This window comes from Amycolatopsis sp. NPDC104775, assembly GCF_055583325.1.
The window spans coordinates 745,796-770,150 of the sequence record NZ_JBVJOE010000002.1; the positions used below are offsets into that span (position 1 = coordinate 745,796).

27 protein-coding genes are annotated in these 24,355 nt (G+C 69.7%); 11 read left to right on the plus strand and 16 right to left on the minus strand.

Annotated elements, in window-relative coordinates; translation table 11 throughout:
* Positions 1 to 148: 148 nt before the first annotated feature.
* The 4 genes from ACZ63D_RS12360 to ACZ63D_RS12375 form a co-directional block, all read right to left on the minus strand.
* Positions 149 to 691 carry a toxin gene (locus ACZ63D_RS12360; protein ID WP_465354355.1) on the minus strand — a complete coding sequence of 181 codons (543 nt, stop codon included), beginning with the start codon at positions 689 to 691 and terminating at the stop codon, positions 149 to 151.
* Positions 688 to 1,137, minus strand: coding sequence for a helix-turn-helix domain-containing protein (locus ACZ63D_RS12365; protein WP_465354356.1), 450 nt, complete (start codon positions 1,135 to 1,137; stop codon positions 688 to 690). Before ACZ63D_RS12365 ends, ACZ63D_RS12360 begins: the two co-directional genes overlap by 4 nt.
* 367 nt (positions 1,138 to 1,504) lie before the next feature.
* Positions 1,505 to 2,059, minus strand: a complete 555-nt coding sequence (locus ACZ63D_RS12370) for an Rv1733c family protein (protein ID WP_465354357.1) — start codon at positions 2,057 to 2,059, stop codon at positions 1,505 to 1,507.
* Between the two features lie 543 nt (positions 2,060 to 2,602).
* Positions 2,603 to 3,025: a hypothetical protein gene (locus ACZ63D_RS12375; protein ID WP_465354358.1), complete on the minus strand. Its 423-nt coding sequence runs from the start codon at positions 3,023 to 3,025 to the stop codon at positions 2,603 to 2,605.
* Between the two features lie 306 nt (positions 3,026 to 3,331).
* On the opposite strand from ACZ63D_RS12375, the gene ACZ63D_RS12380 reads away from it, so the two are divergent.
* Both ACZ63D_RS12380 and ACZ63D_RS12385 read left to right on the plus strand, forming a co-directional pair.
* Positions 3,332 to 3,937 carry a GNAT family N-acetyltransferase gene (locus ACZ63D_RS12380; protein WP_465354359.1) on the plus strand — a complete coding sequence of 202 codons (606 nt, stop codon included), beginning with the start codon at positions 3,332 to 3,334 and terminating at the stop codon, positions 3,935 to 3,937.
* Positions 3,870 to 4,385 carry a TetR/AcrR family transcriptional regulator gene (locus tag ACZ63D_RS12385; RefSeq protein WP_465354360.1) on the plus strand — a complete coding sequence of 172 codons (516 nt, stop codon included), beginning with the start codon at positions 3,870 to 3,872 and terminating at the stop codon, positions 4,383 to 4,385. Before ACZ63D_RS12380 ends, ACZ63D_RS12385 begins: the two co-directional genes overlap by 68 nt.
* Here the strand turns inward: ACZ63D_RS12385 and ACZ63D_RS12390 are convergent.
* The gene (locus tag ACZ63D_RS12390) at positions 4,382 to 5,116 is read right to left on the minus strand and encodes an enoyl-CoA hydratase-related protein (protein WP_465354361.1); all 735 of its coding nucleotides are present in this window, start codon (positions 5,114 to 5,116) and stop codon (positions 4,382 to 4,384) included. The two genes, ACZ63D_RS12385 and ACZ63D_RS12390, sit on opposite strands and share 4 nt — an antisense overlap.
* Positions 5,117 to 6,313, minus strand: a complete 1,197-nt coding sequence (locus ACZ63D_RS12395) for a cysteine desulfurase-like protein (protein WP_465354758.1) — start codon at positions 6,311 to 6,313, stop codon at positions 5,117 to 5,119.
* A 93-nt stretch (positions 6,314 to 6,406) separates the two neighbouring features.
* On the opposite strand from ACZ63D_RS12395, the gene ACZ63D_RS12400 reads away from it, so the two are divergent.
* Both ACZ63D_RS12400 and ACZ63D_RS12405 read left to right on the plus strand, forming a co-directional pair.
* A complete protein-coding gene (locus tag ACZ63D_RS12400; protein ID WP_465354362.1) occupies positions 6,407 to 7,039 on the plus strand; it encodes a peptide deformylase in 633 nt (210 codons plus the stop codon).
* Between the two features lie 87 nt (positions 7,040 to 7,126).
* A complete protein-coding gene (locus ACZ63D_RS12405; protein ID WP_465354363.1) occupies positions 7,127 to 7,951 on the plus strand; it encodes an isocitrate lyase/PEP mutase family protein in 825 nt (274 codons plus the stop codon).
* A gap of 718 nt (positions 7,952 to 8,669) precedes the next feature.
* On the opposite strand, the gene ACZ63D_RS12410 is transcribed toward ACZ63D_RS12405, so the two are convergent.
* Genes ACZ63D_RS12410 through ACZ63D_RS12420 form a run of 3 tightly spaced genes read right to left on the minus strand, consistent with a single transcriptional unit; the run spans position 8,670 to position 11,760 of the window.
* Complete coding sequence (locus ACZ63D_RS12410) at positions 8,670 to 9,161, minus strand: methylated-DNA--[protein]-cysteine S-methyltransferase (RefSeq protein ID WP_465354364.1); 492 nt, start codon at positions 9,159 to 9,161, stop codon at positions 8,670 to 8,672.
* Positions 9,158 to 10,636 (minus strand): AlkA N-terminal domain-containing protein, encoded by a 1,479-nt coding sequence (locus tag ACZ63D_RS12415; protein ID WP_465354365.1) that lies wholly within the window; start codon positions 10,634 to 10,636, stop codon positions 9,158 to 9,160. The genes ACZ63D_RS12410 and ACZ63D_RS12415 overlap by 4 nt, the downstream gene beginning before the upstream one ends.
* 50 nt (positions 10,637 to 10,686) lie before the next feature.
* On the minus strand, positions 10,687 to 11,760 hold the full coding sequence (locus tag ACZ63D_RS12420; RefSeq protein ID WP_465354366.1) for a VanZ family protein: 1,074 nt from the start codon (positions 11,758 to 11,760) through the stop codon (positions 10,687 to 10,689).
* 71 nt (positions 11,761 to 11,831) lie between these two features.
* On the opposite strand from ACZ63D_RS12420, the gene ACZ63D_RS12425 reads away from it, so the two are divergent.
* Positions 11,832 to 12,251, plus strand: a complete 420-nt coding sequence (locus ACZ63D_RS12425) for a DUF5709 domain-containing protein (RefSeq protein WP_465354367.1) — start codon at positions 11,832 to 11,834, stop codon at positions 12,249 to 12,251.
* 28 nt (positions 12,252 to 12,279) lie between these two features.
* Here ACZ63D_RS12425 and ACZ63D_RS12430 read toward each other — a convergent pair whose 3' ends face one another.
* On the minus strand, positions 12,280 to 13,164 hold the full coding sequence (locus ACZ63D_RS12430; RefSeq protein ID WP_465354368.1) for a DUF3800 domain-containing protein: 885 nt from the start codon (positions 13,162 to 13,164) through the stop codon (positions 12,280 to 12,282).
* Between the two features lie 128 nt (positions 13,165 to 13,292).
* Between ACZ63D_RS12430 and ACZ63D_RS12435 the strand changes: the two genes are divergently transcribed.
* The 3 genes from ACZ63D_RS12435 to ACZ63D_RS12445 all read left to right on the plus strand — a co-directional run bounded on the left by ACZ63D_RS12435 (position 13,293) and on the right by ACZ63D_RS12445 (position 15,683).
* Positions 13,293 to 13,529: a hypothetical protein gene (locus ACZ63D_RS12435; protein WP_101438212.1), complete on the plus strand. Its 237-nt coding sequence runs from the start codon at positions 13,293 to 13,295 to the stop codon at positions 13,527 to 13,529.
* Positions 13,530 to 14,439: 910 nt separating this feature from the next.
* Positions 14,440 to 14,979 carry a sigma-70 family RNA polymerase sigma factor gene (locus tag ACZ63D_RS12440; RefSeq protein ID WP_465354369.1) on the plus strand — a complete coding sequence of 180 codons (540 nt, stop codon included), beginning with the start codon at positions 14,440 to 14,442 and terminating at the stop codon, positions 14,977 to 14,979.
* Positions 14,976 to 15,683, plus strand: coding sequence for an anti-sigma factor family protein (locus tag ACZ63D_RS12445; protein WP_465354370.1), 708 nt, complete (start codon positions 14,976 to 14,978; stop codon positions 15,681 to 15,683). Before ACZ63D_RS12440 ends, ACZ63D_RS12445 begins: the two co-directional genes overlap by 4 nt.
* Before the next feature lie 212 nt (positions 15,684 to 15,895).
* On the opposite strand, the gene ACZ63D_RS12450 is transcribed toward ACZ63D_RS12445, so the two are convergent.
* Positions 15,896 to 16,579 carry an alpha/beta hydrolase family protein gene (locus tag ACZ63D_RS12450; RefSeq protein ID WP_465354371.1) on the minus strand — a complete coding sequence of 228 codons (684 nt, stop codon included), beginning with the start codon at positions 16,577 to 16,579 and terminating at the stop codon, positions 15,896 to 15,898.
* Positions 16,580 to 16,583: 4 nt separating this feature from the next.
* Positions 16,584 to 18,014 (minus strand): xylulokinase, encoded by a 1,431-nt coding sequence (locus ACZ63D_RS12455; RefSeq protein WP_465354372.1) that lies wholly within the window; start codon positions 18,012 to 18,014, stop codon positions 16,584 to 16,586.
* Positions 18,015 to 18,050: 36 nt separating this feature from the next.
* Between ACZ63D_RS12455 and ACZ63D_RS12460 the strand changes: the two genes are divergently transcribed.
* A complete protein-coding gene (locus ACZ63D_RS12460) occupies positions 18,051 to 18,872 on the plus strand; it encodes a class I SAM-dependent methyltransferase (protein WP_465354373.1) in 822 nt (273 codons plus the stop codon).
* Complete coding sequence (locus ACZ63D_RS12465; RefSeq protein ID WP_465354374.1) at positions 18,869 to 19,705, plus strand: class I SAM-dependent methyltransferase; 837 nt, start codon at positions 18,869 to 18,871, stop codon at positions 19,703 to 19,705. Before ACZ63D_RS12460 ends, ACZ63D_RS12465 begins: the two co-directional genes overlap by 4 nt.
* On the opposite strand, the gene ACZ63D_RS12470 is transcribed toward ACZ63D_RS12465, so the two are convergent.
* From ACZ63D_RS12470 to pdxR, 4 genes are all read right to left on the minus strand, one after another.
* Positions 19,677 to 21,212 carry an FAD-dependent monooxygenase gene (locus ACZ63D_RS12470; protein WP_465354375.1) on the minus strand — a complete coding sequence of 512 codons (1,536 nt, stop codon included), beginning with the start codon at positions 21,210 to 21,212 and terminating at the stop codon, positions 19,677 to 19,679. The genes ACZ63D_RS12465 and ACZ63D_RS12470 overlap by 29 nt on opposite strands.
* 18 nt (positions 21,213 to 21,230) lie before the next feature.
* Entirely contained in the window at positions 21,231 to 21,839 is a 609-nt protein-coding gene (locus ACZ63D_RS12475) for a TetR/AcrR family transcriptional regulator (RefSeq protein WP_465354376.1), read from the minus strand.
* 117 nt (positions 21,840 to 21,956) lie between these two features.
* Entirely contained in the window at positions 21,957 to 22,133 is a 177-nt protein-coding gene (locus ACZ63D_RS12480; protein ID WP_465354377.1) for a CsbD family protein, read from the minus strand.
* 90 nt (positions 22,134 to 22,223) lie between these two features.
* On the minus strand, positions 22,224 to 23,621 hold the full coding sequence (gene pdxR / locus ACZ63D_RS12485) for a MocR-like pyridoxine biosynthesis transcription factor PdxR (protein ID WP_465354378.1): 1,398 nt from the start codon (positions 23,619 to 23,621) through the stop codon (positions 22,224 to 22,226).
* A gap of 46 nt (positions 23,622 to 23,667) precedes the next feature.
* On the opposite strand from pdxR, the gene ACZ63D_RS12490 reads away from it, so the two are divergent.
* Entirely contained in the window at positions 23,668 to 24,153 is a 486-nt protein-coding gene (locus ACZ63D_RS12490; protein ID WP_465354379.1) for a carboxymuconolactone decarboxylase family protein, read from the plus strand.
* Positions 24,154 to 24,355 lie beyond the last annotated feature (202 nt).

Below are 24,355 nucleotides of genomic sequence, written 5' to 3' on the forward strand. Positions count from 1 at the left end.
ACCACCCCCGAACCGCAGAGAAGGCTTCGTATCGGGGTGCAGGGCCAGGGCTGGGTGCCTGGGTTTCGCGGGGTGGCTCGGCTGCGGTTTCGCGGGTGGGTGCCCGGGGCTGTGCGGGTTCCCCTAACGGACCGGGGTCTCGCGGGGGCTAGAGCAGCGATCGCTCGATCCGGTCCATCGGTTTCTCCCCTGCTTCGGGAGTTTCGGCGATCGGCTTCGACGGCGTGCCCATGCGTTCGGACAGCAGGAAGGCGATGATCTCGGCTTCCTGTTCCTGTGCGTCGTCGTAGGTGGCGCGCATCAGCATGTCCCGGACGATGTCCGGGTCCAGGTTGGGGAACAGCGAGCGGGCGCTCTCGTCGTCAAGGAGACCCGAGCCGCGATGGCAGCAGATGATGTGACCCAGCTCGTGCAAGATGATGTGCTCCTGGTGCGCCCCGGTGGTGTTGGCGTCGAAGAAGATCAGGTCTTCGCCTCGCGCGGCTACCCACATGCCGCACGGGTGCGACGCGGGCATCGGCAGCGGCACGAGGGTGATCGGCCGTTCGCGGATCTCGCCGAGGCGCGCGCAGAGGGCGGCCAGGTCGTATTTCGGCGGGAGGCCCAGTTCGGCGATCCGCTGGGCGCCTTCGTCGCGCATCCGCCGCAGCTGCTCGCGCCGCTGCGGGGCTTCGGACGGGGTGCCGGTCACCGTGCCGCTTCGTCCGTGACTGGGGGCAGCCCCTGCATTTTGCGGTATTGATCCATGATCGTGGTGATCGCCTGGAGGTTTTCCTCGCGCATGCCCGCCGCGCGCATCGCGACCGCTCGGACGCCTGCCTGGCGCATCGCCTCCACGGCCGCGAGTTCGGACAATACCGACCCGGCGATCTCGTCGTCGAAGAAGTACGCGACGGAGACTCCGAAGAATTTCGCCAGCGCGGCCAGCAGCTCCTGGGACGGGTTGGTCCGTTTGCCGGTGCGCAGCTGAGACAAGTACACCGCGCCGACCTTCAGCTCCGGCGTGGCCCGTTTGAGTTCGGCTGCCACCTCGGCGTTCGTCCAGTGCCTGCCCTGCGGGCGCACGGTGCGGAAGAGGTCGTCGAGTCTGGAGGCCAGGGTGGGCCGGTCATCCGCCGGATGAGTGTCTTCGGACATGCTGCTACGCCCCTCCAGTTGCAGCTGATTGCTCTCAGCTAAGGCGACTATCTCAGATTAGCTCACAGTTGACAATCGCCGGAGGGCTCCACAAGACTGTGCCTCAACGAGATAGCTGGTGGCTAACTCGCCACATTCCGGGCACAGCGGCAGGCGTAGTACCGGCCCGGGGCGACGCTGGGGGTGTCGCCCCGCTCGGTCCGCCGAGACCGGGCCCGGAGGCAGCAGAAGCGTCAGCGAACTGCCTCCGGGCCCGGCGCATTATGCCTGACCTCCGCAGATGCCGGTGCTGGAAGAACGTGCGGAACTTCCGGTCTCCGGGCTGGTGGTTCAGCGCCGGAGGACGTCCAGCGAGCGCCGGAGCAGGTCAGCGAACCGCTTCGGGTCCGGCGAACTGCGCCCATTCGGCGGCCCACCGCGCCGCGCGCTGGTGGTCGAGCACCCGCCGTGCCACCCAGAACGCGCCGCCCAGCACCGCGACCGCGCACAGCCAGCAGAAGGCCGCGACGAGCACGCCGTTGGTGACCGCGTCCGCGTGCGTCAGCGGGGCGGTGGTCTGTTTGCCGGAGTCGTCGAGCCAGATCTCGGTGGTCGAGCCCTCGGTCGCGGAAGCGCTCGGCACCGTGATGATCCCGGTGCGCTGCACGCCGTTCGGCGGCTTCCAGACCGCGTTCACGCGCGCGGTGTTGGCGATCGGCGCGCTGTCGCCGACGGAAGCGGCCGGCTGCGTGGCCGTCGTGAGCACCGTGGCGGTGACCTGGTGCCGCGACTGCAGCTGCGCGTCCGACGCGGCGGTCTCCGCGGCGATGTCCTTGCTGCCGATCATCATCGCGAAGGGAATGGCGATGAGCGCCAGCAGCGTGACGATCCCGGCGAGCACGCCTTCGATCCGGTCCGACCGTCGCACGAGCGGGTTGCGCACGGCGCCGAGCCGGCGGAGCAATCGTTTACCAAGGTGTGGTGGTCTGCCTGCCCGAGTCCTGTTCCGCATGCCGTACATGGTCCTCTTTCGCGCGCGCGAGCGCTGTGTCCCGCACAACGTTTTTCGCGTTTTTCCTGGGGATCCAGTGTGTTTCTGCTTACCTCCGGGCCTCGGGTTTACCCGTGTGGGTGACGACGACCGGCGGTTCGGGTCGCGACGGCGCGGCTCTCGCCCGGTCCTGAGTGCGAGTGGTCCAGGCCAATGTCTCACCGGCCCGGTACGCGTTGGCGGGATTGGTCTTTCGCCGGGTTGCCGCGCGGATGGGTTGCGGTACCCAAGGTTCGGCGACGCGGGCGTTCGGCGGATCGTCTGGTTCGCACGGTTCGCGTTGGCGGGTAAGCGATCTCGTGTCCTTGCGCGCTGGGTGCCTGATGTTCGCGGGCGCGCAACCTCGGGTTTCCGGCGCGGACGCCCGGGCAAGCTCATCTGCCCGGGCTGTCACCGAACACAAACCGTGGAGTTCTCCCAATAGCCGGGAACCGTTCAGTCGACCAATCGAATGGTCTCCGTGGAACTGTACGAACGCCGCCGGGTGATCCCGTGTTCGGCGACGATTCCGAGTTGGATACTGCGATCGGCGGGCGCCCAGTAGCCCGTGCGCACGAAATAGCCGTCCATTGTGCAGAGCCGGTTCGCGCTCTTGCGGGAACTGATCGCTTCCCAGCCCCATTGCCGTCCGGACTCCTCGACGCCGTTGCGCCGCACGTACAGCCGCGGGTTCCCGATCTCCCGGCAGTACGCGCTGCCGTCCGCGATGTAGAGCACGCCGTCGACCTTGTAGAACCGCTTGCCGTCCAGCAGGCTCACCTGCCCGGACAGGGTGAAGTGCACCCTGCCGCCATTGTCCCCGTCCATCGTCCAGTCGAGACAGAATTCCTTCGTCGGAACCTCGAGCGACTGGGTCATGGCCGTTTCTCCTTTGCTCTCCTGGCCGGAGCGTCCAGGAAAATATAAGGAAGAAACAGGATCCGGGAAGGTTTCGGTAACCGTTTTCACCCAAAGAGGCCTGGCGACCACGCATCGTGGTCGAGCCCCGATTAATCGGTGGAATTACCGCCGATGGGGTATCGCGCACACGAACAGTGAATTTCCTCTGCCCGAAACCGGTGGCCGCCAGCGGGCCCGGGACCGGCGGGCGACCCGGGCCATGTCGGCAGCGTGACAACTGCCATGACACTTGTCATAGCCCTCGCCGTGTGCGACCCTCGGGTTATGACGACTGTCATGACCGCCGTGCGACCGGCCACCGCCGGTTCCGTGGCCGATCTCGTCCGTGCCTGCTCGCCGGAATCGCTGAGCCGCCGCTTCACTCTCGGCGGCCTGATCGAACCGGACGCGGTGCTGGCCCGGTACCAGCGCTTCCTGCTTGCCGGCACCGCCCTCGTCGCGGAGTTTTCCGGCGAACCCGCGGGGCTGCTCAACGCGGTCGCCGAGGACGATCACCGCGTCGAGCTGGGGCTTCTCGTCGCCGACCGGTGGCAGCGGCGCGGCATCGGCAGCGGTCTGGTCGGGTTGGCCGCCGAGCAGTGGCGAGGCTGGACGCTGCACGCCACCGTGCAGGAGGGCAATGTCGCTGCGGAAGGATTGCTGCGGGCGTGCGGCTTCCGCTTCGTCCCGGGATACGGCGACGAAAACGAGTACGAGCTGACGGTCACGGAGGAGACGCTCGATGACGGATCGGCCGGCGCGCGACCGGATGGTCTTCAGCGCTGCGCAGTTGCTGCGTACGCAGGGCTTGAGCGGCACCGGCATGCGCGAGGTAGTAGCGCATGCCGGAGCGCCGCGGGGGTCGCTGCAGCACTACTTCCCGGGCGGTAAGGAACAGCTGTTCGGCGAAGCCATCGACTGGGCGGGCCGCTACACCGCGCGCCGCGTGACGCGCGCGATGGACTCCTTGACGGACCCGACGCCGTCCGCGCTCTTCGCCGCGATTGTCGAGTACTGGCGCGCAGAGTTCCTTGAGATCGGTTACGCCGGCGGCTGTCCGTTGGTGGCGACAGTCACCGACACGGCGGCGTCGAGCGAACCGTTGCGCGAGCGCGCGAACGACGCGTTCGTGCAGTGGCGGAAGCCCATCGTGTCCGCGCTGGAGCAGATGGGTGTACCGGCGGCGCGTGCTGTTTCGCTGTCAGTGTTGATGATTAGTGCGCTCGAAGGGGCCGTGGTGTTAGCGCGGGTCGAGCGCTCAGTGACGCCCCTCGACACCATCGTCGACGAGCTAGGTCCAGTTCTCGACGCCGCGGTGGACAAGCGTCGTCGCCGCTAACGCCTGTCAAGCTTCGCGCGCAACGTGGCGACAGTGTCCGGGTCGTGCAGCAGTTCGGCGAAGTGCGCGGACTCCGACTCCATTCGTTCTTCGACGCTCTCGTCGGTGCGGTCGTGCAACAGCGCGCGCGTCGCTGTCAACGCGCGCACTGATCGCGCGGCGAGGGTCGTGACGCGTTCCGAGACTCGCTTGCGGAGCGCTGTCTCGTCAGGGAGCACTTCGTTGACCAACCCGAGTTGCGCCGCCTCGGCCGCGGACAGGCGTTCTCCGAACAGCAGCAGTTCCGTCGCCCGCTGTGGACCGACTCGGCGCGGCAATGCGTAACTGCTGCCGAACTCCGGCACTAGGCCCAACGGTACGAACGGGAACTGCAAGTAGCTGCGTTCCGTGGCGTAGACGAGGTCGCAGTGCAGCAGCAGGGTCGCGCCGATGCCGACAGCCGGACCGTCGACCGATGCGACCACTACTGCCTGCGTCGCGAGTAACGCCTCTTGAAAGACCCGCGCGGGCGTCTTCGTACTGTCACCGGCTTTGTGCGCGAGGAAGTCACCGAGGTCGTTGCCTGCGGTGAACGCACCGCCCGCTCCGCTTAGTACTGCTATCGGCGTGCGGACGGCGTCGAAGGCGTCCGCGAGGGCGACGTACATCGCCTTCGTGAGCGCGTTCCGCTTCTCGGGCCGGTTGATGGTGATGGTGGTGACCTGTCCGTCGACGGTCGTCTCGATGCTCATTCACAGCTCCGCGACAGCAGCGAGCAGCAGGTCCACTTCCGCCGCAGTCGTATATGGCGCGATGCCAGCGCGTACGGCACCAGTGTCGCCAAGACCAAGATGCCTTGCGCACTCGATGGCGTAGAACGTTGAAGCAGGTGCGTTGATCCCGCGCGCACCGAGACCTTCGTACACCTCCTGCGGGGTCAAGCCGGTGACTGAGAACAACACTGTGGGGGTACGGCGACGCGTCGGCGAGCCGTAACGCACGACGCGCGGCAGTGCGGAGAGCCCGTCCTCCAAACGCTGCAGCAGTGCGTCCTCGTGCGCTTCGAGGGCCGTCAGCGACGTACGCAAACGTTCGCGGCGACTGCCTTCGCTTGGCACGAGTCCGGCGAGGAAGTCGATAGCCGCGGTAGTGCCCGCGAGAAGTTCGTACGGCAACGTACCCAGCTCGAAACGCTCTGGAACAGCGTTGCTCGACGGCAGGAGCTTGTCCGGCTGCAGTGTCTCCAGAAGATCCGGCGCGGCCGCGAGAAGACCGAGGTGCGGTCCGAGGAATTTGTACGGCGAGCAGGCGTAGAAGTCTGCACCCAGAGCGGCGATGTCGACTGGCGCGTGCGGCGTCAGATGCACGCCATCCACATAGCTCAGCGCGCCTGCTTCGCGTACCGCGGCGGTAATCGCCGGAATATCCGGGCGCGTGCCCAGGAGATTCGACGCCGCGGTGACCGCGACCAGGCGCGTCCGGTCAGTGAGCAGCGACGTGACCGCTGACGTCGGCAACTCGCCTGTCTCGGAGTCGAAGTCCGCCCAGCGAACAGTCGCGCCGCGGGCTTCCGCGGCCTGCACCCACGGCCGGACGTTGGCGTCGTGGTCCAGGCGAGTCACCACGACCTCGTCGTCCGGGCCCCAGTTCTTCGCGAGCGTGCGGGAGAAGTCGTAGGTCACCTGGGTCATGCTGCGACCGAACACGATCCCCTCCGGGCGCGCGCCGAGCAGGTCAGCGACAGCTTGCCGGGCTTCGCGCACGACGCCGTCCGCGCGACGTTCCGCCGCGGTGACGGTGCCGCGATTCGAGATCGCGGAGCAGAGAGTCGAGGACACTGCGTCGCCGACCACGTCCGGGACCTGGGAGCCGCCGGGTCCGTCGAAGTGGGCAGCGCCGTTCTCGAGCGAGGGGAAGTGTTTGCGGATCGCGTTCACGTCATAGGCCACGGCTGCCAGCTTGCCTGATCCCCGGGCGAGTGTCGTGCTCCGCGCGGGTGCGATCATGCCGCTGTCCCATTGCCCTTGGAGAGGGGTTCGCCAGTGCTCGCCGAACAGGTGGAGAAGCTGCTCGCCCAGCCGTTGCCGTGGCCGATCGTGCAGGCAGGCGACCCCGTGCTGCGCGCCGCCGCGCGCCCGTACGAGGGCGAACTGAGCGAGGACATGCTGTCCGCGCTGATCGAGGGGATGAAGGAGACCATGCGGGCCGCGCCCGGTGTCGGCCTCGCTGCACCGCAGATCGGCCTGTCGGTCCGGATCGCGGTCGTCGAGGATAGTGCCCGCGAACGTCCCGGGGTCGCCGAATCCACCCTCGCCACCCGCGGGATCGTCCCGCTGCCGTTCCGCGTGCTGGTGAACCCTGTCTACACCCGAGTGGGCGACGAAACCGCCGCGTTCTTCGAGGGCTGCCTCAGCGTGCGCGGCTGGCAGGCCGTCGTCGCGCGAGCCCTGCGGATCCGGCTTCGCGGCACCGACGAAACCGGTGCGGCCCTGGACGAGGAATTGTCCGGCTGGCCAGCACGAATCGTGCAACACGAGACGGATCACCTGCACGGCGTCCTGTACCTGGACCGAGCCGAACTGCGCTCGCTGTCCACCCACGAGGCCGTCGCGCGCCGGTGGACCCAGCCGACCCCCGCCGAAGCCGCCCGCGAACTGGGCTTCGACCTCCCCTGACGCCTTCGGCTCCGGTTTTTGTCGGTGCCCGCTGATACGTTCCTCCGCAGTCGCCCCGACCGGGGCCCGCCACTGGGGAGGAACCTCGTGAACTCGTTGCAAGACAAGGCAAAGCTCTTCCGCGACCTGCACTCGGCGGACGTCCTCGTGCTGCCGAACGCCTGGGACGCGGGCAGCGCGGTCGCCATCGAACGCGCCGGCGCACCGGCGATCGCCACCACCAGCGGAGGCGTCTCCTGGGCACTGGCCCGAGGCGACGGCCAGCATCTTTCCCGCGCGGAGATGCTGGCGGTCATCGCTCAGATCGCCGCAGCCGTGGAAGTCCCCGTCACCGCCGACGTAGAAGGCGGGTACGGCCTGGCCCCGTCGGCCGTCGCGGAAACCGTGACCGGCGTAGTCGAGGCCGGAGCGGTAGGCGTGAACCTGGAAGACTCCCGCGCCGGAACCGCCACCCTGTTCACCCCGGACGAACAGGCAGAACGCTTCACCGCGGCCCGAGCCGCCGCTGCCACGGCCGGCCTCTCGGAGCTGTGGCTCAACGCCAGGACGGACGTGTACCTCTTCGGAATCGGTGAGCCCAGCGGCCGTTTCGACGACGTGCTCACCCGAGCCCGCGTCTACGCCGACGCGGGAGCGGACAGCATCTTCGTCCCGGGCTTGGTGGACGTCGAAGTACTGGCGGAACTGGCAAAGTCCTCGCCGATCCCGGTGAGCGCCATGGCAGGCCCAGGCGCACCCCCGGTCGCGGACTTGGCCGCGGCTGGGGTGCGCCGGGTGAGCGTCGGAACGGCGATCGCCCAAGCGGCTTACTCCCTGGCCCACCACGCAGCGGCCGAGGTGCTGAAGCAGGGGACCTACGGGGAGGTGACCGGCGCACTGGACTTCGGAACGGTGAACGGCTGGTTCAGCTGAGCCCGGCTACGGCGGGGAGGGGGAGGCTGGCCTCGGGGTTGACCTGAGTGGGTTCGCTTGGGTGGGTGCCGACTTGAGCCGATGCGCTTGGCTCGGGTCAGGCCCGAGTGGGTGCGCTTGGCTCAGGGCCGACTCGAGCCGGTGCGCTTGAATCGGGACCGTCCGAGCCGGTCGGCTTTGATCGGTGCCGACCCGAGTGGGTGCGCGTGGGTCGGTGCCGAGTTGAGTCGGTGCGCTTGGATTGGGGCCGATTCGAGCCGGTCGGCTTTGATCGGTGCCGACCCGAGTGGACGCGCGTGGGTCGGTGCCGAGTCGAGGCGGTGCGCTTCGATCGGGACCGACCCGAGCCAGTCCGCTTTGATCGGTGCTGAGTCGTTTGGACGCGCGTGGGTTGGTGCTGATCCGAGCGGGTCCGTTTTGATCGGTGCCAACCCGAGCGGGTGCGCGTGGGTCGGTGTCGACCTGAGCCAGTCCGCCTCGATCGGTGCCAACCCGAGCCGGTCCACCCGGATTGGGCCGAGTCGGCTTGCGGAAGTTCGCTCGGCTCGCCTTGAGCTGCCTCAAGGGAGTCCGCTCGGCGTAGCACTAAACCCGAGCGCATTCAGCCCGTGCGGCCCGAGCAGCCCCGAGGGGTCGGCCCGAGCAACCCGAGGGAGCTGGCGTGGCACGATCCGCGCGAACCCGACGACGCCGCTGCGGGTAGCCCAACCGCCCCCGCTCACCCCACAACCACTCGCCCGCTCCGCTCCAACTCCAGCAACCTCCGCTTGCACTCCACCCCAGCCGCGTAGCCGGTCAGTGATCCGTCGCTGCCCAGCACCCGGTGGCACGGCACCACGATGCCGATCGGGTTCCGGCCGTTCGCCAGGCCGACCGCGCGGGATGCCGTCGGGCGGCCGATCGATTCAGCCAGCTCTCGATAGGTCGTCGTCTCGCCGTAGGGGATCCGCAGGAGCGCTCGCCACACCGTCTCTTGGAAAGGAGTGCCGCTGAAAGCTAACGGTAGATCGAACTCCACCCGGTCACCGGCGAAGTACTCGTTCAGCTGACGGGTCGCCTCGGCGAAGGGGCGGTCGTCCCGGTCGCCGAATGCGGCGCGGGGTGGGCGGTATTGCTCGTCGCCGATGTACAGGCCGGCCAGGCCGCCGTCGCGGGCCAGGAGGGTCAGGGGGCCTTCTGGGCTGTCGATGACGGTGTGCACCACGGTCATGCCGACTCCGCGGGAATCCGGTTGATCGGGTGGTCGCCGGTCGCCCAGAGGTGCTGGACCGCGTACGCGCGCCAGGGCTGCCACCGGCTGGCGTGCGCGATCAGGGCGGCTGGACTCGTTGGCAGACCTAGGGTTTCGGCGGCGATCTTGACGCCCAAGTCGGTCGCGACGAAGGCGTCCGGATCGCCGAGGGCGCGCATGGCGATGCTCTCGACCGTCCACGGGCCGAAGCCGGGCAGAGCGGCCAGTTGCGCGCGGGCTTGGACCCAATCGCCGCCTGCGGTCAGGTCGACCTCGCCGGAGACCAGGGCCGACACTAGGCCGAGCAGGGTCGCGCGGCGGGACTTCGGCATCGCCAGCGTTTCCGGGTCCAGGTTTGCCAAGGCCTCGGGCGACGGGAACAGGTGCGTCAGGCCGCCTTCCCGGTCCTCGATCGGGGTGCCGTGTGCCAAGACCAAGCGTGCCGCGTGGGTACGGGCGGCGGCGGTCGAGACCTGCTGGCCGAGGACGGCTCGTACGGCGAACTCGGCGGCGTCGGTCGTGCGCGGGACGCGCCTGCCGGGGGCGGTCGCGACCAAAGGGGCGAGTAGTGGGTCCGCGGCGAGTTGTTCGTCGACGGCTACTGGGTCGGCGTCCAGGTCCAGGAGCCAGCGGCAGCGGCTGATCGCGGCGGCTAGGTCGCGCAGGTCGGTCAGGCTCAGGCGGCACGCGACGTGGTCCGGCTCCGGGCGGAGCGACACCACGCCGTGGCCGTGCGGCAGGCGCAGGGTCCGGCGGTAAGCGCCGTCGCGCCATTCTTCGACGCCTGGGACTGCGGTGGCGATCAGGTGCCCGAACAGGTTGTCCGGACACAGCGGCCGACGGAACGGGAGTCGCAGCGACAGCACGCCCGGCGACTTGGTTCGCTTGCCGCCGCGGACGCGTGAGCGCAACTCGCTCGGCGTCAGGGCGAAAACGGCGCGCACGGTTTCGTTGAACGTCCGGATGCTGGAGAACCCCGCGGCGTGCGCGATATCGCTCATCGGCATCGCGGTGGTTTCGATCAGCAACCGGGCGGTCTCGGCGCGCTGGGCCCGGGCGAGCGCGAGCGGGCCAGCGCCTAGTTCGGCCTGCACTTGGCGTTCCACCTGCCGGACGCTGTACCCGAGCCTCGCGGCCAGTCCTTGCACGCCCTCCCGGTCGACGACCCCGTCGCCGATCAGGCGCATCGCGCGCGCCACCATGTCAGCGCGCTCGTTCCACAGGGGCGAACCGGGCGACGCGTCCGGACGGCAGCGTTTGCAGGCACGGAATCCGGCGGCCTGCGCGGCCGCCGCGCTCGGGTAGAAGCGCATGTTCTCGACCTTGGGCGGCACCACCGGGCAACTCGGCCGGCAGTAGATCCGCGTGGTCAGCACAGCGGTGAAGAACCACCCGTCGAACCGGTCGTCCTTCGACTGCACCGCGCGGACACAGCGTTCGGTCTCCTCGTACACGCCGACCAGTCTGCCCCGCCGCGCGCGCGAAACCTCGCGAAAAAACGACATCACCCTGGCGGGGCAACCGGCTCCCGCGCCACCGCCCGCGTGTCGACGACGGACAACCCGCACACCAGTCCAGTCAAGCCCCGGTGTCCTCGCGTGAAGGCCATGAACACCAGATGCGCCACCAGCCACAGCGACGTCCACCCGGAGTTCAGCCCGACCAGGATGAAGTAACCGCCCGACCCGATCAGGAACCGGACGATCGACTGCAGCACCGACGGCGGCCGCCCGTCCGCGCGTACGACCGTCAGCAGAACCGCACGCTGACCAGGCGTCGCACCGTTTCCCGCGAGCGGTACGAGCAACAGCAGTACCGCCGTGGGCACCCATCGGCCGAGGACGTCGTCGATCAGCGTGTTGTTCTGCAGCGTGCCCTTCGTGACGTACTGCACGCCGAGCGCGATCATGCTCAGCACGACGCCCACCAGCGTGACCGAGATCAGGTCGAGCACCATGCCCAGCAGCCGTCGCCGGGCGAGGACTGGACGCGGTTCGTCGGCCGGACGCAGCCGTCCAGACCGGCGCAGCACGGGCGCGAGCAGTGCGCCGATCCCAGCGCCGACGGTGTTGGCCAGCAGGTCGCCGGTGTCGAAAAGCCGGTACGGGCATTCCATCAGGAACCACACGCCGGTCAGTTGGGTCGTCTCGATGGCAAGCGACGCGAAGAACCCGCTGACGATGGCGAAACCGATGCTCCGCCCGAACAATCGCCGCAGGAACACGCCCCACGGCACGAAGAACGCGACGTTGAACAACACTTGGCGCAGCGCCGGATTATCCAGCAACCCGGTGTTGAACCGCCGCATGTCTTCCAGGAACTGGAGCGGATTCCACACCGGGTGCCGCAGCGCTTCATGCGTCGCGCAGTACGCCGCGTCGACGTCCGGCAGTGGCAGCAGCGTGTAGGTGACCAGCGCGAAGCAGTAGACGAGGAACGCGGGCGCGGCGATCGCGCGCAGCAGGCCGAGTTCGCCGCGTTTGCGGTAGCTGATCGCCACATACGGCACCACCAGAACGAACGCCAGACCGAATCCGGCGAACACGGCGATCAGCGTCGGGCCACTCCACTGAGTCATCGTTCCTCCACCCCGGGTGAGCGCACAGGTTAGCTGGCGGCAGTAGCCTGGGCACGCGGAAAGGAGGAGCAGTGGACGACGACATCGAAGACAACGCCGATACCGGCCTGCTGGATCCCGAGGACACCCTGGAGGACGGAGATCCTTACGACGAGGGCTATTCGCCGCCGGAACGTCCACTCGCGACTCGCGACTGGGGCACCACCGCCGCCGAAGAAGCCGCCGGGGAAAGCTGGGAGGGCAGGCTGGCCCGCGAACTCCCGGACGTCCGCGCGACCGAAGGCGACGGCTTGGCCGACGCCGAAGACACCGACGGCGAACTCGTCGACGACGAGGTCGGCGACTTCCGCGCGGGCCGCTTGGTGGCCTCCAACGCGGGCTTCGGCCCCGACACCGAGGCCGAGCTGTATGCCTCGGACATCGGCATCGACGGCGGCGCGGCGTCGGCGGAGGAAGCCGCGGTGCACGTCGTCAATCCGCAGGAGTGGTGACGCCGCTGCGTTAAGCCAGCCGGGCTGCTCAGTCCGCCGGATCCCCGATCCAGACTGACGCCGGAAGCACGTACGGCCGCAGCAGTTTGACCAGTTCCGCGTCCCCGCCGCCGTGCAGGGTTTCCTCGGTCAGCCGCCGCGCGACTCCGGCCAGGAAATCGGCGACCTGGACCCGCGGTTCGGACTTCGAGTCGACGAACCGCCAGCGCGGTACCGGATCGAGCAGTTGGGCGAGCCGGGCGGGGGTGAGGGACGGCTGCTCGTCGTGGATGACGGATTCCGGACGCCAGAACGCGACCGTGTCGGCGAGGGCGGGCAGCAACGGGTCGAGCGGCGAGGCCAGCGCCGGGTCGGCGAGGAGTTCGTCGCGCAGGGCCGTCAGCTGGGGGCGGGCCGAGACCAGATCGCCGAGGACGTCCGTCTGGGCGAAGAACTCGGCAGGGGTGGTCGCGGGAAGGCGGCGGTTCGAGGTGCGCAGCAGTCCGGTGAACGAGCGCAGGAATTCGGTCCAGCGACGGGTGCCGTGAAGCCGTGGGCCGTCTTGGTGCAAGGCGCGGGCACGGGCGTCCGGACGGTGCCGCAGGCATTGCGGGTAGGGAGTCCGGTCGACCAGCAGGTCGACGATTTTGCCCGCCAGGAATAAGGCTTTGTCGACGAGCAGGACGCTGGCGGCGTCGGCGAGCGGTTCGGTGAGCAGCCACTCCAGGGCGGCGCGGTTCTTGGCGCGCAGCAGGTGGTTGGCTTTGTATTCGAGCGCGGGCGAACCGATGAGTTCCCGCAGCCGCGCGACACATTCCGCAGCGGCCTCCGGCTCCAGCCGGACGGCGGCATGCGCGAAGACCGCGGTGTTCGCGCCGATCAGGTTCACGCCCTCCGCGCCGGACTCGTCGCACGCGATGGTCGGCGGCCGCACAGGGTTCGATCCTGCCAGGTCCGCGGGCCGAGGGCGACCCCATTTCTCCGGGGGACCCCTCAGGCGGATTCCCGGATGTGCTCACGGCCCCGGACGTTTCACCATGAAGGGGACGGAGGGAGCCGGTCATGGTGCTCGTCGAGGAGGACGTACACGCACTGGACGACGTCCGGCGCGGGCTGGTGGTGGTCCACAACGGATTCGCCGGGGAGTGCTACCTGTGGTCGGTCGGCGGACGGGTCCCGCTGTGGGAAACGCAGGCGATGGACCGGCTGCGCCGCCGGGGACTGGTGAGAATCGCCCGCCGCCGGGGGGCCCCGGCGAGCCCGGTGGTGCTGACGGATCTCGGGGCGGCGGCTGCTTGAGTCCTTTGTGGACTCACGCTTTGGCGGCACGGGATTTCTCGCTGCGCACGGGGTGATCGGTCGCGGGGGCTGATCGCGGTCTCTCGAACCGGAGATCCGCAAGCGATATCCGGAAGTCAGCTTTGATTCGCGTGAAGACAGCGCGCAGCCTGCCCGCGCTGCGCGTCGAGTGCCGCGGGCCGGAGTTCCGGACCGCGACTGTTCGGGAAGTCGCGAGGCGGCACTTCGAGCTGGCGCGCGAAAGCCCGGAACCGGATGGAAATGCCCCTGGATGCCCCGGAGCCGCCGGGAGGGCGGTGTGCGCAGCGCTCCCGGCGGCTCCAGGGCGGTCGGGCGGCCGGGGCGGTGATCCCAGTGCACGGCACCGGCGTGCGCCGACCTGGTGAGCAAGCCTTCCGGCTGGATCAGTTGCGAACTTAGCCCAGGTCCGGGGGCTGTGAGCGGTGCGTTCCCCGATCGTGTCGGCGGAACCACGCTGGTGGGCGGGTATCGATCGGGGCATCGTGACCTGCGCCGATGGGACGCCGGGCGGGCCGGGCCGGGACAGGCGGCCGCCCGGGTGGCCGAAGGAGTGCGACTTGGGCCGGGAGCGATCCGGCTCGGCAGGGTGGGGACAGGCGGCCGCCCGGGCGGGCGAAGGAGGGCACCCCGGGGTGGAAGCGATTCGGCCCGGGGGTCGGGACAAGCGGCCACCCAGGTGGCCGAAGGCGCGCGACTCGGGCCGGAACCGATCCGGCCCGGCGGGGTCGGGACGAGCGGCCGAAGGCGCGCGACTCGGACCGGAAGCGATCCGGACCGGCAGGGTCGGGACAGGCGGCCGCCCGGGCGGCCGAAGGTGCCCGACCCGGGCCGGAAGCGATCCGGCCCGGCGGCGGGACAACCGGCCCCGATCGGGAGGATGATGCGGGGCATGGCCGGGTTCAGGGCCCGTCACCGGCGGGCGGTTGCGGACGAGGCGCTGGTCCGCGCGCTTTTCGAGGAACACGGGCGGGCGATGCTCGCCTACGCCACCCGGCTGCTCGGCGACCGGGCGGCGGCGGAGGATGTGGTGCAGGACGCGCTCGTCCGCGCGTGGCGCAGTCCGGACAGCCTGGTCAACGGGCGCGGGTCGGTGCGCGGCTGGCTGCTGACCGTGGTGCGGAACCTGGTGATCGACCGGTTCCGGGCGAAGGAGGCGCGGCCGCGGGAGGTGGCCGAGTCGCCGGCGGGCGACCCGGTCGAGCGGGACCACGCCGATCAGGTCGTCGACTCGATGGTGGTGCTCGCCGCGCTGGACGGGCTTTCCCCGGAGCATCGCGAGGTGCTCGAGCAGATGTATCTGCAGGGGCGCAGCGTCGCGGAGGCGGCCGAGCGGCTCGGGATTCCGCCGGGCACGGTGAAGTCCCGCTCGTATTACGGATTGCGGGCGTTGCGGGAAGAGTTCCGGCGAGCGGAAGGAGTGGCCGGATGAACACTGCCGACGAGCACGTCGACCTGGCGGGGTACCTGACCGGTCAGCTCGCGTCGGGCGAGCAACGCGACGTCGAGGCGCATCTGGACGGCTGCGAGCGGTGCCGGGCCGAGGCCGCGTCCCTGCGGGAGGTGCAGAGTTTCCTCGGCGAGCTGCCGCCGGAGGCGTTGCTGGAGGGGCCGCCGGTGGGCGCGGACCTGCTGCTTCAGCGGACCGTGGGGCAGGTTCGCGCGGAGTCGCGCGCGCGGGCCGGGCGGGGACGGTCGATGGCGATCGCCGCGGCGGTCGTGGTGGCTGCGGCCGCGTTGGGCGTTGGAGTGCTGGTGGGGCGCGGTTCGTCCGGGCCCGCGGTGGCGGTTCCGACTACGCCGCCTCCGACGGCCAGCGCGGTTCCGGGCACGAAGGTCGTTTCCGGCGTGGATGCCAGCGGGCAGACCCGGCTGACCGCGAGCATCGTGCCGCAGGCCGGATGGGTGCGCGTGGACGGTTCGGTGACGGGCATCCCGGCGGGGCAGAAATGCCTGCTCGTGGTTCTCGGGAAGAACGGCGAACGCCAGGTCGCGGGCGGCTGGCTGGTGTCGGAGCGGGCGGCGCGGGACGGCGCGAACCTCTACGGCACGGCGGTCGTCGACCCGGCGCAGGTGGCGGCGGTGGTCATCGAGAACACCGCCGGGCACCGGTTCGTCGAGGCGGACGTCGGCTGAACTCGATTGCGATGGCTGGTCGGGTGGAGTTGGCTGGCGGCAGGGCTCGCAGGTCGGCTGAACCGTGCGCGGGCGGTTGGTCAGGCCGATGCGGCTGACGCATGTCAGCTGAACTCGATTGCGACGGCTGGCGGGGTGGAGTTGGCGGCGGGGCTCGCACGTGGGCTGAACCGTGCGCGGGCGGCTGCCCGGGCGGAGGCGGCTGACGGACGTCAGCTGAACCGCCGGTCCAGCCATTCGCGGACGTGCTGCCACGGCTCGTCCGCGGGGTCGATCAGGCGGAAGTGGTCGACGCCGGTAAGCTCGACGTAGTCCACGTCGTCACCGGCCTTCTTCGCCGCGGCGACGTAATCACGGCTGTGCGCCGCTGGAACTCGGACGTCGGCGTCGCCCTGGACGACGAGTTGCGGGCAGCCGATCGGGAGTTGGCGGATGGGGGACGCCGCGGGGTCATCGCCGGTCAGGAACAACCCGGCCGCTCCTTCGCCCAGTTCTTCGGCCCGGGCGCGCGGGACGTCGGTGATCGGGGCCAGCGCCACGACACCGGAGAGCCCGCCGCCGGCCAGGAGTGCCAGGTGGCCGCCCGCGGAGTGGCCGATCGCGACGGTCGGCAGCGCGGCCGGACGGTCGACGGCGGCGATCGCGGCCAGCACATCGTCCAGGGTTTGCGGCCAGCCGCCGGTGTCGCCGTCGATGCGCCGGTATTCCACGTTCGCCACGGACCAGCCCGCAGCGACGAGGTCGGCTGCCATCGGGTCGAGCTGGTGCAGGTCGTGCCGCGCGCGCCACCAGCCGCCGTGCAGCAGGATCGCGGTGCCTCGCCCGCCCGGGGTCCCGTGGAGTTCGACGAACTGGCTGGGCTCGCTGCCGTAGCGGAGGGTTTCCATGCTGGTCATTAGATCACCATCGCGCCAGCCGTTCGTGCACTCTCGCCAGCCCTTCGTGCGCCGCTCGATACGCCTCGTACAGGCCAGTCAGGTCGGTCTCGGGGGCGAAGGTTCGCTCCACCGCGACGGTCGAGGCGGCGGCGGTTTCGACGTCCGGATGGCGTCCCGCGCCGACTGCGCCAAGCAGCGCGGCGCCAAGTGCGGCGCTGTCGTGCACGCGCAGGCGTTCGACGGGGCGGGACAGTGCGTCGGCGTGGAGTTGGGTCCAGAGGTCGCTGCGGGCGCCGCCGCCGGAGAACGTCACTGACGGGAGGGGCTCGCCGCAGGCTTCTTCGACGGTTTCCAGCACGTGTCGCGCGGAGAACGCGACTCCGGTGAGCACGGCTCGCGACAGGTCCGCGGTGCTGGTGGACGAGGTCAGCCCGAGGAAACTGCCGCGCAGGTCCGGATCCCACAGCGGCGCGCGTTCGCCTTGCAGGTGCGGCAGGAACACCACGCCGGGTGCGCCTTCGGCGGCGGAAGCGAACACCTCCGGCACGGACAGCCCGGACGCCCGGCTCCACCAGCGCACCGCGTCGCCCGCTGCTTGAGTCGGCCCGGCGTGCACAACCAGATCGCCGCGAGGCGGGAAGGTGACCAGGCCGCGGACCGATTCGTGCCGGTGCGAGGCGGCCGCGACGACCAGCGACGTGCCGCAGGTGACCATCGCGCGGCCCGGTTCTGTGGTGCGGGTGCCGAAAACGGCTCCGAACGCGTCCATGGTCCCGACGACGACCGGAGCGTCGCCCAGTACGGCCGCGTGTCCGAGAGGTTTCTCGGGAGCGAGCAGTTCCGGCAGGCGGTCGCCGAGTCCGTCCACGAGCGCGACCGCTTCGGGCAGATAGCCGGACGCGCCCGCGATGCGCACGCCGGACAGCAGGTCGGTCGCGACCCGTCCGGTGAGCCGGGCGCCGATGAAGTCCTTGGGGCTCAGCATCCATCGGGCACGGGACCAGAGCTCCGGTCGCTCGCGCGCGAACCACGCGGCCCGGGCGGCGGCGAAGGACGCGTCGAGCACGATCGGTCCGCCCCAGATGCGTTTTTTGTCGTCGTCGGTGAAGCGCGCGTCGAGTTCCGCGGCGATCTCGGCGCAGCGCTGGTCCTGCCAGATGATCGCCGGGGTGAGCGGCCGCAGGTCTTCGCCGACGAGCAGATGGGTGTTGACCTGGCTGACGATCCCGGCCGCGCGCACCGCGCCGGCGGGGAGTCCGGAAAGGACCGTGCGGAGCGCGGTTTCCGTTGCGCGCCACCAGTCCTCCGGGACCTGCTCGGCCCAGCCGGGCCGCGGCCGCGCGATCGGGTAGGGCGCCGAATGCGCCGCGAGTTCCCGGCCGTCCGGCGCGAACGCCGCGACTTTCACCGCGGTCGTGCCGACGTCGATGCCGAGCAGAGCTTCTTCGTCCATGCCTCAGGGGTACCAGGGTTTCGCTACCGTCGGGGCATGACCTCTGCCGCGGAGAATTACCTGCGCGAGTACCACGATCGCAAACCGGACGCGATGTCCGTGCTGATCGAGTCCGGCCGGGTGACCGGGGACGGGCGGACGAGTTACGAGGTGCTGGCCGATCGGGTCGCGCCCGCTCGCCGGGTTCTTGACCTCGGCTGCGGCGATGGCGCGCTGCTGGCCGTTTCAGCCCGGAACGGGGCGGAAAAGCTGGCTGGCGTCGATCTGTCTTCCGGTCAGTTGTCCCTCGCCCGGCAACGGCCCGAACTGGCCAATGCGGAGCTTCATCACGGGCGGGCGCAGGAGTTGCCGTTCGAGGACGACAGCTTCGACGCGGTCGTGTCGCACATGGCCTTCATGCTCATGGACAACCCTGAGGAAGTCGCCGCCGAGATCGCGCGGGTGCTGGTTCCGCGCGGAACCTTCGCGGTCGTCGTCGGCGGTCCCGAATCGACCGGTGCGACGCCGGTGTTCCTCGAATTGGCCCGGCCGTTGTTCCGGGAGGTGCCGGAGGAACGGCGGGCCACCTACACCGCGGAGCGGCGCACGTCGAACCGCGAGGGGATCGACGAGGTTCTCGCTCCGGCCGGGTTCGCGCCGGTTTCCTGGGAGCCGTACGAGATCGACCTGACCGCCGCGCCGGACGAGGTGTGGACGTTGTGCTGTGAATCGTATTACTCGACCGACACCCTCGACGACGCTCAGCTGTCCCGGCTGCGCTCGGCCTTCCTCGCCGAAACCGAGCAGCTGCGAACCGCGGACGGACGGCTTCCGGCGGGGCTTTGCGTCAACCTGGCCAAAACCGAGCTGCTGACATGACCGTTCGCGCTACCGTCACGGGCATGATGACGCCCGCCGAAGAGTTCCTGCGCGATTTTCACGACCGGAACCCGGCAGCCGCGTCCGAACTGGCCGAGCGGGGCCGGGTCGGCGGACGCTCGGTGTACGAGGCGTTCGCCGACCACGTGGGCCAGCCGGGCAGCGTGCTCGACCTCGGCTGCGGAGACGGCGCGCTGCTGTCCGTGCTCGCCGGCCGCGGTGCCGGAAAGCTCGCCGGCATCGACCTTTCCGCCAAGCAGCTGGAGCTCGCGCGCGGCCGGGCCGGACTCGCCGACGCGGACCTGCGGCCAGGCCGCGCGCAGGAGCTGCTGTTCGAGGACGACAGCTTCGACGCGGTGGTGTCGCACATGGCCCTGATGCTCATGTCCGACGTCGAGAAGGTGATCGCCGAGACCGCGCGCGTGCTGCGGCCCGGCGGCACCTTCGTGATCGGCGTGGGCGGCGGCGGAACCGACGCGCTCGAGGTGTTCCTGAAAGTTGCCCGGCCGCTCTTCGCGGTGGTGGCCGAGGACCGCCAGGTGCCGATCTCCGGCGATCCGCGCAGCCGCACCCGCGAAGGCCTGGACGCGTTGCTCCGCCCGGCCGGGTTCGCGCCGGTCGGCTGGCACCAGCTGCACGTGGACCTGTCCGGTCCGCTGGACGAGGTCTGGCGGACCTGCCAGGACACCTACTACCAGGTGGACGTCCTGGACGAGACCCAGCTGATGGGGCTGCGGACCGCGTTCAAGGTGGCGTCCCGGTCGATGGCGGCCCCGGACGGCACGTTGCCGGCTGGGGTGCGCGTCAACGTGGCGACGACACGGCTGACCTGACCGGTGCGCCGAACCACTGCGTGAGGGCGGTCCGGAGCACCTCGGCGTCCGGTTCGGCGTCAGTGGAGGACCAGGCGACGTAACCGTCTGGGCGGATGAGCAGCGCGGTTGGCGCCTCGCCCGTCGCCGTGGCGGACACGGTGGTCACGCGATCGTGCCACGGCTCCGCCACGTCGGCGAGCAAGGCACCGGGCGTCAAGTCCAGCAGTACCGGGCGCGCGGCCTGGTACGCGGCGTTCAGCGGACCCGCATCGGCGAGCGGCAGATCAGGAGCCCAGTAGCCGCTGCCCGGATCGGTGCCGTAGCGGATGTCCGCGCCGGACATCAGGTCGGCGACGTGCTGGCGCGTACCCGGATAGGCCAGCAGTTCGGCGAAGAATTCGCGCAGCGCGGTGACTTCCGGCCCGGGCGCGACGAGCGCGCTCTGCGCCTGGGTGTGCATCACGACCCGCTCGCTCACCGGGCGGCGTTCGGCCTCATAGCTGTCGAGCAGGCCCGGCGGAGCCCAGCCGCGCAACTGCGCGGCAAGCTTCCAGGCGAGATTCGCCGCGTCCTGCAGGCCGAGGTTGAGCCCGGGCCCGCCGAGCGCGGAATGCACGTGGGCCGCGTCGCCGACCAGCAACACCCGCCCTCGCCGGTAAGTCTCGGCGATCCGGGTGTTGCCGCCGGACAGCCTGCGCAGCAGGAACGGACCGGGGCCGGACGGCGGTTCGAGCGGCAGTTCGACCCCGAGCACCCGCTGCACGCTCGCGCGCAGTTCCGCCATGGTCAGTGGTTCGTCCTCGGCGAAATCGGCGGCACCGCTGTGTTCGGTGACCGACAGCATCGGGTTCGCCGGGTCGAACGGGGTGAAGACGAACAGCCCGGTTTCCGTCCGATGGTGCTGGAACGGCGGAATGACGCCGGTTGCCAGTTTCAGCCCGCCGCTCGCGGGATCGACGAACGACTGCGGAAGCCGCACGTTCGCGCTGCGGGACACGCTTTCGTCCCACGTGACGCCGGGAAAGCCGATCCCGGCGAGCTTGCGCACCGTGCTGCGTCCGCCGTCCGCGCCAACGAGGTAGTCGGCAGTGATTTCGTACGGCCCGTCCGGCCCCCGCACCTGCACGAGCACCGATGACTCGTCCTGCGTGAAGCCGGTGACTTCGTGCCCACGGCGGATCTCGGCCCCGAGCGTGGTGGCCTGCTCGGCGAAGATCGGCTCCATTTCATGCTGTGGCCGGGACAGCAGATACATCGGATTTCTTGGCAGGTCGGCGAATTCGACCGGGAACGCGCCGAAGATGAACCGCGGTGCTGGCGTCGGTTCGGGTGTGCCGGCGAGTTTCTTGAACAGCCCGCGCCGGTGCAGCAGCGGCACGACCTGGCCGACGAGACCGTTGGCGCGGCGCACGCCGTCAGGTTCGGCGAGTCGCTCCAGGACAAGCGGGCGGACCCCGGCGAGGCAAAGTTCGGCGGCGAGCATCAGGCCGTTCGGCCCAGCGCCCGCGATGACGACGGCGGACATGGGGATCTCCTTGCGGGATCAGGGAAGCACCTCGGCGAGAGTGTCGAAGGCCCGGTGCACGATGGTGGCCATTTCCGCGGGTGGATCGGCGCGCAGCCATTCCTGGATGACTGCGCGCAGCACGCCCCCGGCGGTGGTGGCGATGAGCTGGACCCGGAGGTCGTGGACGTCGGAGCCGAGGCGTTCGGCGATCGCTTCGGCCAGTGCTTCTTCCGCGGCGACGCTGGCTTTGAGGAATTCGCCCGCCAGCGCTGGTTCCTTGATCATGACCTGGACCCCGGCCGTCCATTGTGGATCCGTCGAGCTGCCGGGGGAAGTGCCTCGGTCGGCGTCGAGCTGCGCTAGCGACGCTTCCCGCAGCGCGGTCCACAGCGGCTCCGACGCCGGGCGCGCGCGGAGGTGATCAGCGATCCCACGAGCCCGGTCCTGGTGCCGCGCGACGATCGCTTCGGCTTTGCTGGAGAAGTAGTTGTTGACGGTGCGCGGCGAAACTCCCGCCTCGCGGGCGATGTCCTCGATGGTCACGTTCGACAGACCGCGCTCGACTGTGAGCCGGATCGCCGCCCAGGAGATGTCGACCCGGGTCTCTTGGCGGCGGCGGTCTCGCAAGTTCGGTCGCTCGGTCATGAGACCACCATAGCGCAGTACTTGCGTGTCGCGCAAAGTTTGCGTGTCGCGCAAGTTTGGCGGCAAGGAAAAGGCCCGGGGCGAGATGCCCCGGGCCTCCCGACGACGCGCGTCCGGTTAGTCCTTAGCGCCCTTGAAGGCGTCCTTCACCTTCTCGGCAGCCTGCTTGAGGTTGCCCTTGCCCTGTTCCGCCTTGCCTTCGGCCTGCCACTGCTCGTTGTCCGTGGCGTTGCCGACGGCTTCCTTCGCGCGACCCTTAAGTTCTTCGGCCTTGTTTTCGGCTTTGTCGTTCATGGTGGGTCCTCCCTTCTGGTGCCTCGTGCTTCGGCTACCCGCTCTGTCGCGCGGCAAACTCGCGGGCCCCGATGAGGTCTGCCCGACCGGCTAGGGCAGCACCCGGCACAGCGCCGCCAGCGCGCCCGACCACGCGCTGGCCGACGGGGTGCTGTAGCCGATCACCAGCGCGTCCCGGTCCGCGGGCGCGTCGGGATGCCGGAACGCGCCGATTCCGTGCACTGCCAGCCCCTGCCACGCGGACCCTTGCACCACCGCGTTTTCCTCGCCGGACGGGACGTCGACAAGCACTTGCAAGCCAGCGGACAATCCGGTCACCCGCGTGTTCGGCGCGTGCTCGGCCAGCGCCGCGACAAGCTGGTCGCGGCGGCGGCGGTAGTGCAGCCGCATCGCGCGGATGTGCCGGTCGTAACTGCCCGAAGTGATGAATTCGGCCATGGTGAGCTGGTCGAGCACGCCGGAGAACGGATCGCGGTCGCCTTTGGCCTCGGCGGCCGCCCTGGCGATGCGCGGCGGCAGCGCCATCCAGCCCAGCCGCAGGCCCGGCGCGAGCGCTTTGCTTGTGGTGCCAAGGTAAATCACGTGCTCCGGGTCGAGTCCCTGCATCGCGCCGACCGGGCTCCGGTCGTAACGGAACTCGCCGTCGTAGTCGTCCTCCAGCACCAGGCCGCCGGTCCGGCGCGCCCAGTCCACCACCGCGGCGCGGCGGTCGGGGTGGAGCGCGACGCCGGTCGGGAACTGGTGCGACGGCGTCAGCAGCACCGCGCCGACGTCGGGAAGGTCGTTGAGGCGTTCGACCATCGCGCCGTCGGCGTCCACGGGCAGCCGCGGAGTGTCCAGGCCAACCTTGGCGAGATGCGCTCGATGCACCTGCAGGCCGTACGACTCCACGGCGACTGCGCGGGTTTCGCGTTGCTTCAGCACTTCGGCGAGGACGATGAGACTGTGTGACGTACCGGTACAGATCATGATCTGGTCCGGATGCGCGCGTACGCCGCGCGTACGGGCGAGGTACGCGGCTACGGCCTCTCGTAGCTCGGGACGGCCGTACGGGCCGCCGTAGTCGAATGCGTGGGCAGGTGCGTCCGAGAGAGCGCGGCGCGCGGCTTTCAGCCAGTCCGCGCGAGGGAACGCCGAGAGATCCGGATGACCGGGGCGTAGGTCGTGCACGATCTGGTGTCGCGACGCGGGCTTCGGCACGGCGGGCGCAGGCGCGGTTTCGGCGCGCGGGGCAACTCGGGTTGCGGCACCTTGCCGTGCGGTGAGCCAGCCTTCGGCGACGAGTTCCGCATACGCTTGCGCCACGGTGTTTCGGGCGATCCCGAGATCCGCGCCGAGCGTGCGGCTGGACGGCAGTTTCGAGCCGGGGGCGAGCCGTCCGGTGCGAATGGCGTCCCGCAAGGCTTCCATCAAACCGTCGCGCAGGCGTGGCCCGCGCAGGTCGAGGTGCAGGTCTTCACTCAGCGAACTGGCCCACTCCGCGCGCACGGAAATGGACCATAACAGAGTGCCACTCGCTCGTAGGGTCGAAACTATGACCACTACCGAACGACTTCCGGTGCAACCGCCCCGCCTCACGATGGCGGAGCTGGCACCCGAGGCCTATAAGGCGATGATCCGTCTCGACGCCGCGACCCGCCGCGGCCTCGACCCAGCGCTGCGGCAGCTGGTGCTGATCCGGGCGTCGCAGATCAACCACTGCGCCTTCTGCATCGACATGCACTCGAAGGACGCGCTGGCCGCCGGCGAGACGACCGAGCGGATCATCCAGCTCTCCGCGTGGCACGAGTCGAAGCACTTCTACACCGCGAAGGAGGTCGCCGCGCTGGAGCTGACCGAAGCAGTCACCGTGCTCACGGACGGCTTCGTGCCCGACGAGGTCTTCGCGCTCGCCGCCGAACACTTCGAGGAAGCCGAGCTGGCTCAGCTGATCGCGACGATCACGGTGATCAACGCGTGGAACCGGTTCGCGGTCACGACGCGAATGGTGCCCGGCGAATACGTGCCGGGGAAGCACTGATCTAGTGGTCTGGACCACTAGGCGCGCGATCGTGCCGCCGGGTTGACCGGGGACGGGAAAAAGGGCATCCGGGGGTTCTGGGTGCCCTTTTCCGCGATTGGTGACTTAACTGCTCTAGGTTATTTACGGAGAGTGTTCGCGGAGTCTGGTGGAAGCGGGTTCAGTGAAGTAAGCAGCTGCTTAAAAGCGCGGTAGAGGGGCG